This window comes from Streptomyces sp. CA-250714 (assembly GCF_050936705.1).
GTDB lineage: Bacteria > Actinomycetota > Actinomycetes > Streptomycetales > Streptomycetaceae > Streptomyces.
On the sequence record NZ_JBNJMI010000002.1, the window covers coordinates 1,297,774 to 1,313,982 of the forward strand.

The 16,209-nt window shown below is 71.3% G+C and carries 14 protein-coding genes; 3 read left to right on the top strand and 11 right to left on the bottom strand.

Annotated features, from left to right (window positions below; all coding sequences use genetic code 11):
* Positions 1-15: 15 nt before the first annotated feature.
* From ACQEU8_RS24720 to ACQEU8_RS24770, 11 genes are all read right to left on the bottom strand, one after another.
* On the bottom strand, positions 16-1,026 hold the full coding sequence (locus ACQEU8_RS24720) for an NADP-dependent oxidoreductase (RefSeq protein ID WP_433104672.1): 1,011 nt from the start codon (positions 1,024-1,026) through the stop codon (positions 16-18).
* 214 nt (positions 1,027-1,240) lie between these two features.
* Complete coding sequence (locus tag ACQEU8_RS24725) at positions 1,241-4,018, bottom strand: alpha-mannosidase (protein ID WP_433104674.1); 2,778 nt, start codon at positions 4,016-4,018, stop codon at positions 1,241-1,243.
* On the bottom strand, positions 4,015-5,196 hold the full coding sequence (locus tag ACQEU8_RS24730; protein ID WP_433104676.1) for a Gfo/Idh/MocA family protein: 1,182 nt from the start codon (positions 5,194-5,196) through the stop codon (positions 4,015-4,017). The genes ACQEU8_RS24725 and ACQEU8_RS24730 overlap by 4 nt, the downstream gene beginning before the upstream one ends.
* Before the next feature lie 3 nt (positions 5,197-5,199).
* Positions 5,200-6,108: a TIM barrel protein gene (locus ACQEU8_RS24735; RefSeq protein ID WP_433104678.1), complete on the bottom strand. Its 909-nt coding sequence runs from the start codon at positions 6,106-6,108 to the stop codon at positions 5,200-5,202.
* Positions 6,109-6,184: 76 nt separating this feature from the next.
* The gene (locus ACQEU8_RS24740) at positions 6,185-7,402 is read right to left on the bottom strand and encodes a CehA/McbA family metallohydrolase (protein WP_433104680.1); all 1,218 of its coding nucleotides are present in this window, start codon (positions 7,400-7,402) and stop codon (positions 6,185-6,187) included.
* Positions 7,399-8,547: an ABC transporter ATP-binding protein gene (locus ACQEU8_RS24745; RefSeq protein ID WP_433104682.1), complete on the bottom strand. Its 1,149-nt coding sequence runs from the start codon at positions 8,545-8,547 to the stop codon at positions 7,399-7,401. The genes ACQEU8_RS24740 and ACQEU8_RS24745 overlap by 4 nt, the downstream gene beginning before the upstream one ends.
* Positions 8,547-9,383: a carbohydrate ABC transporter permease gene (locus ACQEU8_RS24750; protein ID WP_433104684.1), complete on the bottom strand. Its 837-nt coding sequence runs from the start codon at positions 9,381-9,383 to the stop codon at positions 8,547-8,549. Before ACQEU8_RS24750 ends, ACQEU8_RS24745 begins: the two co-directional genes overlap by 1 nt.
* Positions 9,380-10,414, bottom strand: coding sequence for a carbohydrate ABC transporter permease (locus ACQEU8_RS24755; RefSeq protein ID WP_433104686.1), 1,035 nt, complete (start codon positions 10,412-10,414; stop codon positions 9,380-9,382). The genes ACQEU8_RS24750 and ACQEU8_RS24755 overlap by 4 nt, the downstream gene beginning before the upstream one ends.
* A complete protein-coding gene (locus tag ACQEU8_RS24760; RefSeq protein ID WP_433104688.1) occupies positions 10,389-11,792 on the bottom strand; it encodes an extracellular solute-binding protein in 1,404 nt (467 codons plus the stop codon). Before ACQEU8_RS24760 ends, ACQEU8_RS24755 begins: the two co-directional genes overlap by 26 nt.
* A 127-nt stretch (positions 11,793-11,919) precedes the next feature.
* Positions 11,920-12,090: a hypothetical protein gene (locus tag ACQEU8_RS24765; RefSeq protein WP_433104690.1), complete on the bottom strand. Its 171-nt coding sequence runs from the start codon at positions 12,088-12,090 to the stop codon at positions 11,920-11,922.
* 15 nt (positions 12,091-12,105) lie between these two features.
* Entirely contained in the window at positions 12,106-12,462 is a 357-nt protein-coding gene (locus tag ACQEU8_RS24770) for a PRC-barrel domain-containing protein (RefSeq protein WP_433104692.1), read from the bottom strand.
* A 479-nt stretch (positions 12,463-12,941) separates the two neighbouring features.
* On the opposite strand from ACQEU8_RS24770, the gene ACQEU8_RS24775 reads away from it, so the two are divergent.
* From ACQEU8_RS24775 to ACQEU8_RS24785, 3 genes are read left to right on the top strand one after another with little or no spacing between them, the layout of a single operon-like run.
* Positions 12,942-14,303, top strand: coding sequence for an ABC transporter substrate-binding protein (locus ACQEU8_RS24775; RefSeq protein ID WP_433104694.1), 1,362 nt, complete (start codon positions 12,942-12,944; stop codon positions 14,301-14,303).
* Positions 14,300-15,229, top strand: coding sequence for a carbohydrate ABC transporter permease (locus ACQEU8_RS24780; RefSeq protein ID WP_433104696.1), 930 nt, complete (start codon positions 14,300-14,302; stop codon positions 15,227-15,229). Before ACQEU8_RS24775 ends, ACQEU8_RS24780 begins: the two co-directional genes overlap by 4 nt.
* Positions 15,226-16,053 carry a carbohydrate ABC transporter permease gene (locus ACQEU8_RS24785; RefSeq protein ID WP_433104698.1) on the top strand — a complete coding sequence of 276 codons (828 nt, stop codon included), beginning with the start codon at positions 15,226-15,228 and terminating at the stop codon, positions 16,051-16,053. The genes ACQEU8_RS24780 and ACQEU8_RS24785 overlap by 4 nt, the downstream gene beginning before the upstream one ends.
* Positions 16,054-16,209 lie beyond the last annotated feature (156 nt).

Sequence of the window (16,209 nt, forward strand, 5' to 3'; positions counted from 1 at the left end):
CCGTCAGACCCGCCGTCAGACGCGGACCAGCATCTTCCCGGTGTTACGGCCGCTCATCAGGCCGAGGAAGGCGTTCACCGCGTTGCCGATGCCGTGCTCGACGGTTTCCCGGAAGGTGATCCTGTTGTCCACCAGCCAACTGCTCATCTCGTCGACGAAGCGGGGGCGTAGAGCGGCGTGATCGCCCACTTCGAAGCCGCGCAACGTGAGCCGTTTCTTGATCACGTCGGCCATGTTGCGCGGCCCTGGCGGCGACTCCGTCGCGTTGTAGCCGGAGATGGCACCGCACAGTGCGACGCGACCGTGCGGATTCAGTACGTCGATGGCGGCTTCCAGGTGGTCGCCTCCCACGTTGTCGAAGTACACGTCTATGCCGGCCGGGGCAGCCCGCGAGACCTGCTCGCGCACACTGCCGTCCTTGTAGTTGAAGGCGGCCGTGAAACCGAGTTCGCTGGTCAGATACTCCGCCTTGGCGTCGGAGCCGGCGCTGCCGATGACGGCCTTCGCCCCGCGCAGCCGCGCGATCTGGCCGGCCACGCCGCCCACCGCGCCGGCCGCGCCGGAGACGAACACCGTCTCCCCCTCGCGCAGCCCGGCGATCTCCGTCAGCCCGACGTAGGCACTCAGACCCGGCATTCCGAGCACGCCGAGGAACGCGGAGTCCGGTACCCCCTCGGCCCACTGCAATCTGGTGAAGTACCCGGCGCCGGCGACGGCCGCGGTGCGCCACCCGAGGTCGCTGAGCACCAGGTCCCCCGGCGCCAGACCCGCGGCTCTCGACTCGACCACCCGGCCGACGGCCCCACCCGTCATCGGCCGGTCCAGCTCGTACGGCGGGATGTCGGCCTCCACGTCAGCGCCCATGAGCGCCCGCATGTACGGATCCATCGAGAGATACGTGTTTCGCACCAGCACCTCACCGTCGCCGGGCCCCGGCAACTCCCGTTCCACCAACCGGAAGTCCCCTGCGCCGGGAATCCCCACGGGCCGAGCCACCAGATGCCATTCCTGTGCGGTACTCGTCATGAACGTCGTCCTCCAGCGCGTGCGGCTCCTCGCCCTCTGCCGCTGACGTAACCAGCACCGGACTACGCGGATTCCGCCGCACGCGGAAGCACCCGGCGGCCGGACCGGGCCACGGTGCCGTATCCGGATGGGCGGGTCGCCGCCAACTGCAGCTCCCCAGCCCGGCGTTCCCGCCAGCTGTAGCAGGCCGCGCAGCATGCGACGGCTTCGTCTCTCAGCGTCCCAGCCGGAACGTGGCGATCTCCCATGGCCGCAGCCGCACCTCGGTGGATCCGCCGTGCACGGTCAACGGTTCGCCCTGTTCCAGCGCGCGGCCGAGCAGGTCGCACCGTACGGCGGCGCGCAGGCCCGGCAGTGCCAGCCGGGCGGTGGCCGGGCGCGGGGTCTGGGCGACGAGCCGTACTTCCAACTCGCCCCCGCGCTGTCGTACGGAGCTGAGGACGACGCCCTCGCCCGACACGGACAGCCCCTCGGCCGCTTCCGGCAGCGGGGTGGCGGCGGGTGCGGTGCCGTGCAGTGCGGCGAACGGGTGCCGGAAGGACTCGGCGGCGGTGTGCACTCCCGTCTCGTGCCACTCACCCGGGTACGGCAGCAACCCGAAGGTCACCGTACGCAGCCCCCGGCACTGGGCCTGTGGAGTGGCGAACTCGCCGCCCGCGGGCTCGTCGCGCCACACATGGCGGTTGCGGGACATCTGCCCGGTGGGTCGCAGCAGCGTCAGCGCCAACTCCCTCCCTTCCTCGACCAGTTCGTACTCGGTGGCGTGCTCCAGCAGCACCGCCGCGCCGCCCGCCGCGACGAAGGCGGAGGCCGGAAAGGTGGGCACGGGCTCCTCGCCGAAGCCGCCCTCCGCGGTCGGGCCCCGCTCGACGACGGCGAACTGGCCCTCCCCGTACGAGGCGTCGGCGCGCCGGGGCAGCGGGACGTGCAGCCGGACGCGGTGGTCGTCGCTGCGGTTGTCGAACGAGACGGCCAGCCGTACGAACGGTTCGTCCGCGCGCAGTTCCACGCGCGTGGTCACCGTCGTCGGCTCGGTGGCGGTGGTGCGGCCGTCGGCGGCGAAGTCACCGGCCACGGGCCAGGCGTAGCGGCGTTCGATCTCGTACGCGCCGGTCAGCGGGCCCTCGGCGACACGGCGGACCGTGACCCCGGCGGGCCGGTCGACCAGCACGTCGTGGGCCGGCGGGGCGTAGTTGTAGGTGTCGCCCAGGTCGCCGCCGTCCACCACACGGCCCACGCCGGTCAGTTCGACTCCGTCAGCGGTGCGTACGGCGAAGGTGCCGTCCTCGGCGAACTCGACGGAGAGCAGGCCGTTGTCGAGTACGCCGTCCACGGTGCGCACCGGGTGCGCGGGCCCGGGAGCCGGCCCCGCGACAGGCCGTACAGCGGTGTGGCCCAGCGCCGGGGCCGGGACCAGCGCGGCGATCCGCTGCCGTGGCTCCGCCTCGACCACCACCCGCCAGTCGCCGCCGTCGCCCCCGGCCTCGGCCAGCGCGGCCTTGACCTCGGCGATGTCGAAGGGCAGTTCGCTCTTCCGGGCGACGGTGAAGTGCAGCAGCCGCTCCTCGGGCTCGACCCGCCAGGCGGTGATCTCCTGGCCGTACAGCTCGCTGCCGTGCACCCGGGCCAGCACGATGGGCAGCCTGGCGGCGGGCACGGTGTCGTCGGCCAGCAGCCGGGGCGCGGTGGCGGTCGGCTGCGCCGGGAAGACGGTGCCGTCGGCCGCGACGAGGTGCACCGGCCCTTCGCCCGCGACATCCAGCTCCACCAGGTCGGTGCGCGCCGCTGGCGTCGGGTTGAGCAGCAGATACGCATCGTGCGGAACATGCGCGGCGAGCTGTTTGCCGACCATGTCCCGTACGGCGAGGCCGAGTTGTTCGGCCTCGGCGATCCGCGCGGCGACCTGCTGCGCCGTCTCGTCGCAGCCGCAGCCGGTGACCGAGTCGTGGCAGGAGACCTCGATCAGCCGGTGCCAGGCCATGTCCAGGAAGCGCTGGGCCGAGCCGTCGAACCAGAGCGCCGCCAGCGGTTCGGCGTACCGCTCCACGGCGCGTTCGGCGCGGGCCATGGCCTGCTTGAGCGGGGCACGCACCGAGAAGACGCCGGGCAGGATGTTGGCCCGCGCGTGGCTGCGCAGCTCACCGTGTACGGGGCGCAGCCCCGCGACGTCGGTGGGCTGCGCGGCGAAGTACTCGGCCATGGTCGCCAGCCGCAGCCGCACCCCGCCCGCCCCGGCGTGCCGATCGTTGTGGCGCTCCAGCAGATCGGCCAGATCGGCGGCGGGTGACGTGTGGTCGGAGCCGTACATCGCCAGCATCGGGGAGCCGTCCCGGCGCCAGGGGCGCAGCTTGGCCGCGACGGCGCGGGCCCGCTCGGCGATCTGTACGGGGTCGTCGGCGTCGAACAGCCCGGCGGCGCTGCCGTATCCGCCCGCGGCCAGGTACTCGGTGCGGATCGCGGTGCCGTCGGGCGCGGTCCAGGCGAAGGCGTGACTGTCCACGGCGGCCGGCACCCCGCGCCATACGCAGGCGTGTTCGAGACCGGCGCCGCGCAGGATCTGCGGCATCTGCGCGCAGTGCCCGAACATGTCGGGCAGATAGCCGACGGGCAGCGAACCACCCATCTCCTGGCTGCGGCGCAGGCCCAGCTCCAGGTTGCGGACGATGTTCTCGCCGGAGCACAGGAACTCGTCCAGCAGGATCTGCCACGGGCCCACGGCGAGCCGCCCTGCCTTCACCAGCGCGGTCAGCCGCTCCCGCTGCTCGGGCCTGACCTCCAGATAGTCGTCCACCGCGACGGCCTGCCCGTCGAGGGTGAAGCGCTGCCGCGGGTCGTTCTCCATCCGCTCCAGCACCTCGTCCAGCAGCCCGATCAGCTGGAGGCGGAACTGCTGGAAGGGCAGATACCACTCGCGGTCCCAGTGGGTGTGCGGCACGATGACGAGCTCGTCCACGTGCTGCCCGGGGGTGTCCGTGCCGGTCACGGCGCTCATACGGATGCTGCCTCTCCGTCGCAGGGGAGCTGGTGGCGGGCCGCGTACGCCGCGACGGCGCGCTGTGCGGTGATCAGGTCCTCGATGGCGCCGTCGACCCCCGTGCGGGGCGGGGTGCCGGCGGTGACCATGGCGTGGAAGGCGACCAGCTCCTCCTCGAACGCCTCGGTCACCGACCGGTATTCGGCGCGCCGCTCGGCGTGCGGGCCCTGGCCTGGGCCGCTCGACGTCTCGGTGAGCACCGTGGGTGCGTTCATCAAGTACGGGGAGGGGAAGGCCAGCTCCAGGGTGCCGCCCTCGTGGTGGACGGCGAACGTCTCGCGGTAGGCGGCGTGCTGCGGCAGGAAGTGCCAGCGGATCGCGTACCGCGCCCCGCCCGGCAACTGCCCGGACAGCTCGACCGAGCCGGGTCCCTTCGCTGAGGCGCCCCACATGGCGGCCAGCTCGACGCTCTCCGGGGCGCCGACGGCCGTCCGCAGCAGCGACAGGTCGTGGCTGATGGAGCCGGTGACGATGTGGTAGAGGGAGCGCATCGCCTCGGTGGCGCCGCTGCCGAGCGCCGCGTCGGTCAGTGCCTCGTCGTGGGCCTTGAGCGCGGCCAGCGCCCCGGCGTCCAGATCGTCGTAGGGCGCGGGCAGTTGGGCGAAGGCCAGCTGGTCGGGCCCCGTGGGGTGCAGTACGCACACCTCGGCGGACCGGATACGGGAGGGCCCGCCCGCCTCGGTGAGCAGGGTCGCCAGCCGGCGCGTCGCCGGGTCGTACTGCTTCATATAGCCGACCATCAGCCGCGGCCCGCGCTGCTGCGCGCGCTCGGCCTCCGCGATCCGGGCGGCCTCGGCCCGGGTGAAGGCGAGCGGCTTCTCGCACAGCACGGCGTACCCGGCGCGCAGCGTGGCCTCGGCGGCCGGGCCGTGCGAGCCGGACGTCAGCAGCAGTACGGCGTCGAACCCGCCCTGTGCCAGCAGCGCGTCCGTGCTGGTGTGCCGGTGCTGCGGCGGCACACCGTAGCGGTCGCCCAGCTCCGCGAGGGCGCCCGGGGACAGATCGCACAGCGCGGTGATCTCGAACAGTTCGCGGCGCCGCTCCAGCAGCGGCAGATGTGCGGTACGGGCAATGGCCCCGAGCCCGGCGACGGCGACCCGCAGCCGGGCCTCCGGGCGTGTGGGGTTGGCGGTCATGGTCTACAGCCCTTTCTCACGGAGCAGTTCGCGGTTCGCTCGCTGATCGGCGGTGATGCGGTCCAGGTCCGGCGCGGAGGGTGCGGGCGGGGCGTCCTGCTCGACGACGAGCCAGCCGGTGTACTCCACATCGCGGAGAGCCCCCAGCACTGCCGCGAAGTCGATGTCGCCCTCCCCCAGCGCGCGGAAGCCGCCCCCGGCGACCACGTCCCACAGGTCCCCGCCGGCGCGGCGCACCCGCGCATGCGCCGCGCGGTCCGCGTCCTTGAGGTGCACCTGGCGGATGCGGGGCCCGAACTCCGCCACAGCGGCCACCGGGTCACCCCCTGCCAGCCACCAGTGCCCCGTGTCCAGACAGAGGGAGATGTCGGTGAGGGACAGCAGCCGACGGGTCTCCTCCGGGGTTTCGACCGCGGTCCCCAGATGGTGGTGGAAGACAGGCTCCAGCCCGCGCTCCCGGCACCGGTCCGCGGCCCGCTGCACATCGGCGGCGAACGCTTCCCAGTCCCTGTCGGCGAGTTGGCGGCCCGTGTCCACCGGAACGCCCGGCGCCGCGAAGCGCTCCGGGTCCGCGGGGCAGGCGAGGGTGGGGCGTGGGGCGAAGCGCTCGGCGTCCACGGGGACGGAGGTGAAGACATCCAGCGTGTGGTCCAGGGAGCGCAGGTCGGCGGCGAACGCCTCGGGGTCCCCGCCGTAGCGCAGGTCGGCCCAGCCTCCCGCGAGACCGAGCCCGTGCCGGGCCAGTCGCCGGATGAGGGCTTCGCCCTCGCCGAGATAGCCGAGGGGCCCGCTGTCGGTTCCCTGGTAGCCCTGCTCCTGGAAGGTGCCGAGCAGTTCGTCCGGCGGGAGCGACGCTTCCTCGGGGCTGTATATCCCGTACGAGACGGGGGCGTTGGCTATGCGGACGTGCATGCGTTCCTTTCGGTGCGCGGGTGACCGCGGCACGCGGCTGCCGCTTCTCCTGGGGTCGTCGTCGCCACGGCGCGGGTCAGGCGCACAACGCGACCACCTCACAGGTATGGGTCTCCAACCGGTGCATGCCCTCCCGCGCCGGGAGGCGCACGGCGTCGCCCCGCACGACCGTGCGGGCGCCACTGGGCCGCACCAGCACGGTGCCGTCCGCGTCGAGGGCGAGCAGTTCATCGCCGTACCGCAGCAGCACCGGCGCGTCGGGCGCGGCCGACACGGCGGTACGGCCCGCGGCCAGACCGCCCAGGACGTCGCCGTCCGCGCACAGCACCCAGGTGGTGGGCGCGCCGGGTGGTCGGCCCTGCTCGGGCCGGTGGAAGTCGCTGCCGCCCACCGGGATCACATCGTCCCGCCAGGCCAGCGCCCAGGCGAGCGGCGCCCCGTGCCGCCGGTCCTGCCAGGTGTGGTGCCACAGTTCGGCGTGCCGGGGCCGCCGCTCGGCGAAGGGGAGTTGCCAGGCACAGTCGCCGGCCAGCGGGTGGTTGACGGACAGGACACCACCCGCGGCGTCGGCCTGTGCCAGCCATTCCCCGGCCGGGCGCCGGAAGTCGATCCACCCGGTGTCGCCGAAGACGTTGGCGTGGCCGAGGTCGGTGGTGACCTCCTGCCCTGGCAGCAGCCGGATGCCCTGGCGGCTGCCGGCGGCCGCCAGCCGTGGGTGGTGGCTGACGGTGTTGTGGTCGGTGACGGCGAGGAAGTCCAGGCCCTCGGCGGCCGCGGCACGGGCCAGTTCGTCGACGGTCAGTGCGCCGTCGCTGTGCACCGTGTGGGCGTGCAGATCGCCGGCCAGCCACTGCGCTCCGTCCAGCGCCGGCACTGTGCGCCGGGGGCGGCGGTCCGCCTGGGCGAGCGGCCGTGGCGCGGCACTCGACGGCGCGGCGGGCACCTGGCCGTCGAACCGTGCCCGCAGTTCGTACGGCAGCCCCTGTGGCGGGATCCGGTGCAGCCGGACCAGTACCTGCCAGCTGCCGGGGGTGACCGGGCCCGGCAGATAGCCGGGGGTGGCCCAGTCCTCCGTCACGGTGACGGTGTCGCGCGCCCCGCCGGACCAGCCGCGGAACTCCCCGTACGGGCCGAGGAGTCCGAGGTCGAGCACTCCTGCACCGCGCGGGTAGCTGAGGGTGACGGTGAGGGCGCCGGTGCCGCCGGGTACGTCGACGGGGAGCGCCCGCAGCACCTCCTGGGCGCGGTGCTCCATCGTCCACGTACCGCGGTGGGTCTGTTCGCGGGCCGTCACGAGGGCACCGTCTCCGCCGCGTCCGCCGCTCCGTCCGCCGCTCCACCCGCCTCGTCCGCTTCGGCAGGCGCCGCGATGAGGTTGCCGTCGCGGTACAGCAGCGCCCGGTCGTTCCGCGGCAGTGCCCATCCGCGTCCGCCGGGCTGCGGCTCGTGGTCCTCCGGGACGACGATCTGCACGCTCACGTCGCCCTCGCACTCCAGGGTGACCAACTGGGCGCTGCCCAGGTTCTCCACGACCGAGACGGTGCCCGCGACGGCGCCTTCCACGGCCGTGTCGGACCATCTCAGATACTCGGGGCGGATGCCGTAGACGACCTTCTCCCCCGCTGCGGCCAGGGAGGCGGCGGCATCGGGTACCGGCAGCTCGGCGCCGGCCACGCGTACCGCGCCGCCGTCCGAAGTGATCTCGCCGTCCACCAGGTTCATCGGCGTCGATCCGATGAACGAGGCGACGAAGGTGCTGGCGGGGCGGCGGAAGACCTCGGTGGGGGTGCCGACCTGCCGCAGTTCGCCGCCCTCCATGACGGCGAGGCGGTCGGCCATGGCCAGCGCCTCGGCCTGGTCGTGGGTGACGAAGACGGTGGTGACGCCCAGTTCCCGCTGGAGCTTCTTGAGAAAGGTACGGGCCTCCAGCCGCATCCGCGCGTCCAGGTTGGACAGCGGCTCGTCGAAGAGGAAGACCCTCGGGTGGCAGGCCATGGCGCGGGCCAGCGCGGCACGCTGCTGCTGGCCACCGGAGAGCTGGCCCGGCCTGCGCTCCGCCAGGTGCCCGAGGCCGAGTTCCTCGGCGGTCTCCCGGGCCTTGGCGGCGCGTTCCGCCCTGCTCAGCTTCTTGATCTTCAGGGGGTAGGCGATGTTCTCCTCGACCGTCATATGCGGGAAGAGGGCGTAGTCCTGGAAGACCATGGCGATGTCGCGCTCGCCGGGCTGGAGGGCCGTCACATCGCGGTCGCCGATGTGTACGGTGCCGCAGCTGGCGGTCTCCAGGCCCGCGATGGTGCGCAGCAGGGTGGACTTGCCGCAGCCGGAGGGGCCGAGGAGGGCGAAGAACTCGCCGTCGCGGACGGTCAGGTCCAGATCGTGCAGGGCCCGCACACCGCCGGGGTAGACCTTGGCGAGTCGGTTCAGGGTGATGTCTGCCATCAGGCCTTGATCCCTCCGTGGAAGCGGAAGCCGTAGCGGCGGCTGACGAAGAGGAACATCAGCACGACCGGCAAGGAGTAGAGCAGCGAGAAGGTGGAGATGAGCGCCAGGTCGGGCTGGCCGCCCTCGGTGTAGAAGGTGTACATCACCACTGCGGCGGGCGACTTGTCGGGCGAGCGCAGAAGCAGGAACGGAATGAGGAAGTTGCCCCACACCTGGGCGACGGTCCACACGCCGACCGTCGCGAGTCCGGGCCGTACGACGGGGACGACGACGTCCTTCATGACGCGCAGCGGTGAGGCTCCGAAGACCCGCGCCGACTCCTCGTAGGAGCGCGGCGTGGTGTCCATGAAGTCCTTGAGGATGAAGATCGCGGCGGGCAGTAGTCCGCCGGTGAGCACGAGGATGACGCCCAAGTAGGAGTCGACCAGGTTGAGTTCCGCCGCCAGCAGGAAGATCGGCACCATCGCGGCCGTGCCCGTGACGATGGAGGACAGCAGCAGCAGCGCGTACAGCAGCCCGTCCCGGCCCCGGATGCGGACCCGGCTGAGCGCGTAGGCGGCGAGCGCGGAGAGGCCGACGACGAGCACGGCGCTGCCGACGGCCAGGATCAGCGAACTGGCCAGTGAGTTGACGGCGTTGGGGTTGTTCCACAGCCGTTCGAAGTTGGCGAGGGTGAAGTCGGGCAGCGAGGCGGTGATACCCGGATGGCTGTCGAAGGGTGCGCTGGCCAGCCACAGCATGGGCAGCGCGAAGAACGCCAGGGCGAGCGCGACCAGGACGTAGACGCCGACGCCGCGCAGCAGCGCCGGAACAGGGTGCGTATCCCTCTTCACGCCGTCTCCTCCCGCTTGTTCTTCCGTACCGTCCGGAACGTGCCCTTCCGGCCTTTCCTGTTCTTCTGGCCGAGCAGCCGCAGATAGATCACCGCCACCACGAGGTTGATCAGCAGCATCAGGAAGGAGATCGCGGCGCCGTAGCCCAATTCGCCGCTGCCGAGGGCCGTCTTGTAGATGTGGACGGGCAGCGTCTCGGTCTGCCCGTTCGGGCCGCCGGCGGTGATGAGGAACGGTGTGAAGTCGTTGAACGTCCACAGGCTGATCAGCAGCAGGTTCGTCAGGATGTGGCCCCGGATGCGCGGGAAGACCACATCCCGCAGCTGCTGCCAGCCGTTCGCCCCGGCCAGCCGCGCGGTCTCCAGATGGGAGGCGGGCACGTTCCCGAGGGCCGCGCTGTAGAGCATCATCGAGAAGGCACTGCCGCGCCAGATGTTGTAGACGACGATCGACAGCATCGGATGGTCCAGCAGCCAGGCCGCGCCGGGCGTGCGGAGCAGTTCGTTGAGGGTGCCGCCGTCCCGGTCCAGGAAGGCGATCCACAGGAAGGCGACGACCGAGCTGGGCAGGATCCAGGCGAGCATGACCAGCGCTTCGAGTGTGGTCTTCAGCCAGCCCGAGCGCTCCCGCATCCACCAGGCGAGCGCGAAGCCGAGCCCGGCCTGGCCGATGACGGCGGAGCCGAGGACGAAGACGAGAGTGAGCCGCAGCGAGCGCAGGAATCCCTCGTCGCCGAGCGCCTTGGTGATGTTGTCGAACCCGACGAAGCTGGGGTCGATGGCGGGAATGCCGGTCAGCCGGTAGTCGGTGGCGCCCAGATAGAGCGTCCAGACGGCGGGCAGGACGAGGAAGAGGGCGATCAGCACCAGCGCGGGCGCCACGAACGCTGCGGCCCTGCGCCGGCCGAGCCCGGCCGCGTCGTCACGTCCCGCTGCCGCGCCCGCCGCCGCTCCGCCCTGTCCCCGGTCCCCGTCCTGCCCCCGGGGACCCGCAGGCGAGGGGGTCTCAGCCGATGATGTGGTCGCTGCCACCGAGCACCTCCTCCAACTCCTTGCGGTATGCCTGCGCGGCTCTTCGGGGGCTCCGGCCCGCCACCACCTGGGCCGTCGCCTCCTGGAGGGCGATGGAGACGGCGGTGTAGGCGGCGAGCGGGGGCCGGAAGGTGGTGACGGGCAGCGCCTTGTCGGCGCAGAAGCGCAGCATGGGGTCCTTGTCCAGGACCGCGTCGTTGACGTCGTCCCGCTCGGTGATCATCGCGGCGTCGCCGAGCCGGGCCTTCAGCGCGGCCGCCGAGTGCAGCGCGGTCAGCAGTTCGAACGCCTGCTGCGGGTGGCGGGTGTGCGGGTTGAGCACATGGACCGCGCCGCCGGAGAGGCTGACGTGGTCCAGGCCGCCGGTCCCCTCGCGGCGGGCACGGGCCGGGATCAGCGCAAAACCGACATCGTTGTCACGATGCTTCATGGGCGCGGTGCCCGTCTCGGGGGAGATCACATCCCGCCAGAAGTAGTCGCCCTCGGCGAGGATGCCGAGCCTGCCCTCCGCGAACCGCTCGAAGGACTTGTCCCGGCCCTTGGCCTCCTGCTGGAGCTTCGGATCGCCCAGACCGTGCCGGTAGACATCGCGGTAGAAGCCGAGCACGGCGCGGAGTTCGGGGGTGTCGCCATACCAGCGGTCCCCCTTGGCGATCCGTCCGCCCGCGCCCGCCAGCAGCGGCAGCACCCCCTGCATGGTGGTGGCCTCGCCCATCGCGGTGCCCGCGTTGATCTGGAGCGGGGTGACGCCCTCCAGGCGCTTCAGCTTGCGGGCGGCGTCGAGGATCTCCTGCCAGCTGCGCGGCTGCCAGTCGGCGGGGAGCCCGGCCTTGCGGAAGAGCGGCTTGTGGAAGTAGAGGACGCGTGCGTCGGTGCCTGCCGGAATGCCGTAGAGCTCGCCCTCGAAGCGGGCGAGGGAGCGCACCTTGGCGCTGATTTGCCGCCAGCCCTCCCAGTCGGCCATGCCGGGCCCGGCGACCTGGCGCAACGGCCTGATGTACTCGGCCTGCGCGAACTCGCCGACCCAGATGCCGTCCAACGACATGATGTCGGGGCCCGCATGAGCCTTGAGGTCGAGGGCGAGCTTGGTCTTGTACTGCTCGTCGTCGACGCCGCTGGGCAGGAATCTGACCCGTACATCCACACCCTTGGCCCGCTGCCGGCGGACGAAACGGGGTATGACCCACTGCATGATCCAGTCGGCTTCGTCGGCGTTCTTGCCGCCCGGGACGGCGTTGGTGGCGATGGTGAGCGCCTTCTCCCCGTCCCCTCCCCCGCCCCCGCGTGGATCGAGCGGGCTCCCGCACCCTGCGAGCGCCGCCGAGCCCGCCCCGAGGACGGCGGCGGTCAGCGCGGTTCGCCGCGCGATGACTCCCATCCGGGCCCCCTCCTTGCGCCAGAGATCGTCCCGGAAGGTTGGCACGGTGCCCGGATGACGTAAAGAGCTGTTGTCCTTACATTTACATCACGGACACAATCTTGTGCGGGCCCGTCATGGGGCCCGTTCAGCGCGGATGGCGCCGGTTGGTGCGGGACGTGATCCGGTAGGCCGCGTAGAGAAAGGCGATCAGCGCCACGAAGATGCCGACGACCAGCAGGTAGAACAGCCCTTCGAGGACAGAGCCGAAGATCCCCAGCAGGATCGCCACCAGGACCAGGAACAGGAACAGCGCCATCTCGGCCTCCCCGTCTCAGCGGCGCGCGAGGCGACGCTCGCCACCCGCGCCGGGTGTGTACTCGATCTCGTAGTGCGCGAAGACGGATGGCTCGTCCGTGGCCGGGAGAACATCGTCGGTACCGATGGACGGGGCGTCCCGAACCAGGCTCTTCGGGTACCGGACCTTCAGATATCCGGGCCCCACGGTGGCTCCCGCCAGCGGGACGAAGACGAGCCGGTGCCGGGTCGGCAGGCCGACGGTCACGGTGGCGAACGAGGGCTGATCGGTGCCGGTGTCCACGTACACCGACTCCAGCGATCCGATCTTGCTCCCGGCCGCGTCCACCACAGCGTGCCCGCGCCACTCCCGGATATCGTCCGGCTCGAACATCTTTTCCTCCGCATTTGTGGCCTTTATCCATAGTGGCACCAAAACCGCCACGCGCGCCCGAAGGGGCGCGGGGAACTGCGCGAGCGACCACAGGGCACCGGCGGACGGGCGATCCGCGAAGCTGCCCACGGCGGGCGACCGCCGGAACGACACGCTGGACGGAGGAAAGGGGGACGCGCCCCGAAGGGGCGCGGGGAACTGCGCGAGCAACCACAACGCACCGGCGGACGGGCAATCCGCGAAGCTGCCCACGGCGGGCGACCGCCGGAACGACACCGCTGGACGGAGGAAAGGGGGACGCGCCCCGAAGGGGCGCGGGGAACTGCGCGAGCAACCACAACGCACCGGCGGACGGGCAATCCGCGAAGCCCCCACGGCGGGCGACCGCGGAAATGGGGGCCCAGTGGCAAATAGTGCGCCCCCAAAGAGGCGTTGTGCGCCCTCGCAATGGGAAGAGAGTGCTCCGAGAGGGGGCAAGCATGGGGAGACGCCGCACCACAACGCGCCGCACCACCACTCACGCGGCAATGCTGGGCGCAGCCCTCCTCACGGTGCTGGTCACAGCATGTGGCGCCCTGACTCCGGGCAGCGCCGCGGATCCGGACCGGCCGAGGACGGTGCCCTCGTCCACGGCGGTGCCCGAGGGCGAGGGCGACATCACGCTGAGGCTCACCTTCGCCGACGCCCCCGCCATGGTGGACGCCCTGGTCGCGGCGTTCCACAAGAAGCTCCCCCGCATCACCATCGAACCGCGGTACACCCAGTTCGCCGACTACGTGAAGAGCATCAAGCTCACGATGGCCTCGGACTCCGCACCCGACCTGGCACAGTTCGCCGTCGGCATGGACGACATCGCGGCGCGCGGCGACATCCTGGATCTGGCCCCGTACCGGGACGCGTACGGCTGGCGGAAGAAGTTCCCGGCCGCCAATCTGGACCAGCTCACCGGCTCCGGCCGGCGCGCCGCTTCGGGACGGCATCTGTACGGGGTGCCCGCCGGGCTGTCGATGACGGGGATCTACTACAACAAGGAGCTGGCCCGGAAGGCGGGCGTCACCCGTCCGCCGCGCACCCTGGCCGAGTTCGAGCGGCAGCTGGCCGCCGTCAAGAAGGCCGGGATGACGCCGCTGGGCGTCGGCGCGCTCGACTCGGGCGGCCTCCATCTGTGGGCGGCGCTGGTCAACAACGCGATGCCGCCCAAGGATTACCGGAACTGGGTCAAGGGCACCGCCGGGGCCACCGTCAAGACGCGGCAGACGCTGGAGGCCACCCGGAAGCTGCGGGAGTGGAGCCGCAAGGGGTACTTCAACGAGTCGGCCAACGGCACCACCCAGACCGACACCACGGCCCAGTTCACCCGGGGCGAGAGCGTCTTCCTCATCAATGGCAACTGGGCGGCGGGGCAGTTGGCCGAGGCGATGGGGAAGAAGGCGGGTTTCTTCCTGATGCCCGGCGAGCGCCCGGGCGCACGCGCCGTCTCCTCCGGGTTCAGCGTCTCGTACGCGGTCTCCTCCCGCACCGAGCATCCGCAGGCCGCCGGGGCCTTCCTCGATTTCCTCGGCTCCCCGGAGGCCGCGAAGATCGTCAGCGACAACGGTTTCCTGCCGCCTGACGAGAATGCCGTGCCGGCGCCCAAGGGCGTGCTCGGCGAGGTGGCGCGGGCCCATCGGCGGGTCACCGCGGACGACGGTATGAACCACTTCCCCGACTTCACCGCGCCCAACATGCTCGACCCGCTGCGTGCCGGGGTGCAGAAACTGATCGCGGGCCGCACCACACCCGAAGCGTATCTCGACTCCCTCCAGAAGGTGTGGCAGGACCGCTACGGGGGCGGCAAATGACGGGGCTCGCGCGCCGCGAGGCCCGTACGGCGCCGCGCCGCGCGCGCTCATGGCGCCGCTACCGCGGCTACCTCTATGTGCTGCCGGCCCTCCTTGTCTACCTCACCTTCGCCGTGCTCCCCGCGCTGCACACCGCCTATCTGTCGCTGTTCGAGTGGGACGGGGTGACGCTGGGCAGCTGGGTGGGGCTGGACAACTACCGCGAGGTGTTCGCTGATCCGGCGCTGCGCGGCTCGGTGGTCAACGCGCTGGTCCTCGTCGTCTTCTTCGCGTTCCTGCCCATCCTGGCGGGACTGGCGATGACGGGGCTGCTCGGACGGCACCGCCGCCGCGGAATGGGCGTCTACCGGCTGCTGTTCATGCTGCCGCAGGTGGTTCCGCTGGTCGCGGTGGGTGTGACCTGGCGCTGGCTGTACGGGGACGACGGGCTGATCAACGAGACGCTGGGCGGTATCGGGCTCGGCGGCTGGACGCGGGCGTGGCTGGGGGACTTCGACTGGGCGCTGGTCGCCGTCGGCCTGGTGGGCACCTGGGTGCTCAGCGGGCTGTGCATGATGCTCTTCCTGAGCGGGGTGCAGAAGATCGACCCCCAGCTGTACGAGGCGGCGCGGCTGGACGGCGCGGGCCCTGTACGGGAGTTCGTCTCGGTCACCCTCCCCCAGCTGCGCGGCGAGCTGGCCGTCGCGCTGACGGTCACCACAGTGGCGGCGCTGGCCAGTTTCGACATCGTCTACGTCACCACCGGCGGCGGGCCCGGCGAGGAGACGACCGTTCCCGGGCTGCTGGTCTACCGGCTGGCCTTCTCCGACGGAAAGGTGGGCCTGGCCTCGGCGCTGGGGGTGCTGCTGAGCCTGCTGATCCTGGTGATCGTCTACATCGTCAACCGGCTCTCGAGGTCGGAGCGGCCGGGGAGGGCGCAGTCATGAACACGGCGTCCCGCGGGGAGCGTTGGACGGGTCAGGCGCTGCTGGCGGTCATGGCGATCGCGGTGGTCATCCCGTTCCTCAGCGTCTTCCTCGCCTCCATGCAGCCCTCGGGTGAACCGGTGGTGGGTATGGCCTGGCCGGAGCGGTGGAGCCTGGACAACTACCGGCAGGCGTGGACGGTCGCGGGCTTCTCCGAGCTGATGCGCTCCAGCCTGCTGATCGCCGTCGGGGTGGTGCCGGCCTCGCTGGTGCTGGCGGGGCTGGCCGGGTACGCGCTGGGCACTATGCGGCTGCCGGGCGGTGACGGGGTGGCGGCGCTGTTCGTCGCGGGGCTGACGATCCCGGTCGAACTGATCGTGGTGCCGCTCTACTTCGATCTGCGGGGGGTCGGACTCACGGACTCCTACCTGGGTGTCATCCTGGTGGAGATCGCGCTGTTCATGCCGTTCAGTGTCTTCTGGATGCGGACCCACTTCCGTACGACGCCGGCCTCGCTGGTGGAGGCGGCGCGGATCGACGGCGCCTCGTCGTGGACGATCCTCACCAGGGTGCTGCTGCCGCTGGCCCGGCCGTCGTTGACGACGCTGGGGGTGCTGGTGTTCATGTGGTCGTGGAATCAGTTCCTGTTGGTGCTGGTGTTGATGCAGGACGCGGCCAAGCGGACGGCGCCGGCGGGGCTCGGGTTCTTCGTGGGACAGAACAACACAGATGTGCCCATGCTCGCCGCCGGCACCATTCTTGTCATGTTGCCGATCACAATCGTGTACCTGCTATTTCAACGCAGCTTTGTTTCCGGCATGTTGCAGGGTGCCTTCAAAGGCTGACAGCCCGGGTCAGAGGCGTCGGAGTTCGAATATCGGTCATGCGACCGAACCCCGTCAGCGATCAATTCTCGCCGTTGCGGCCGAAAACTAGAGGGTCTGAGCGAAAACCCCCGCATCTCCCAAGGTAGTTCACCTCTTGTTCACCTTCGCCGTGCG

Excerpts from the sequence above, each read along its gene's own strand:
- ACQEU8_RS24720 (WP_433104672.1), bottom strand. The coding sequence starts at position 1,026 with ATGACGAGTACCGCACAGGAATGGCATCTGGTGGCTCGGCCCGTGGGG.
- ACQEU8_RS24725 (WP_433104674.1), bottom strand. The coding sequence starts at position 4,018 with ATGAGCGCCGTGACCGGCACGGACACCCCCGGGCAGCACGTGGACGAG.
- ACQEU8_RS24730 (WP_433104676.1), bottom strand. The coding sequence starts at position 5,196 with ATGACCGCCAACCCCACACGCCCGGAGGCCCGGCTGCGGGTCGCCGTC.
- ACQEU8_RS24735 (WP_433104678.1), bottom strand. The coding sequence starts at position 6,108 with ATGCACGTCCGCATAGCCAACGCCCCCGTCTCGTACGGGATATACAGC.
- ACQEU8_RS24745 (WP_433104682.1), bottom strand. The coding sequence starts at position 8,547 with ATGGCAGACATCACCCTGAACCGACTCGCCAAGGTCTACCCCGGCGGT.
- ACQEU8_RS24760 (WP_433104688.1), bottom strand. The coding sequence starts at position 11,792 with ATGGGAGTCATCGCGCGGCGAACCGCGCTGACCGCCGCCGTCCTCGGG.
- ACQEU8_RS24765 (WP_433104690.1), bottom strand. The coding sequence starts at position 12,090 with ATGGCGCTGTTCCTGTTCCTGGTCCTGGTGGCGATCCTGCTGGGGATC.
- ACQEU8_RS24770 (WP_433104692.1), bottom strand. The coding sequence starts at position 12,462 with ATGTTCGAGCCGGACGATATCCGGGAGTGGCGCGGGCACGCTGTGGTG.
- ACQEU8_RS24775 (WP_433104694.1), top strand. The coding sequence starts at position 12,942 with ATGGGGAGACGCCGCACCACAACGCGCCGCACCACCACTCACGCGGCA.
- ACQEU8_RS24780 (WP_433104696.1), top strand. The coding sequence starts at position 14,300 with ATGACGGGGCTCGCGCGCCGCGAGGCCCGTACGGCGCCGCGCCGCGCG.
- ACQEU8_RS24785 (WP_433104698.1), top strand. The coding sequence starts at position 15,226 with ATGAACACGGCGTCCCGCGGGGAGCGTTGGACGGGTCAGGCGCTGCTG.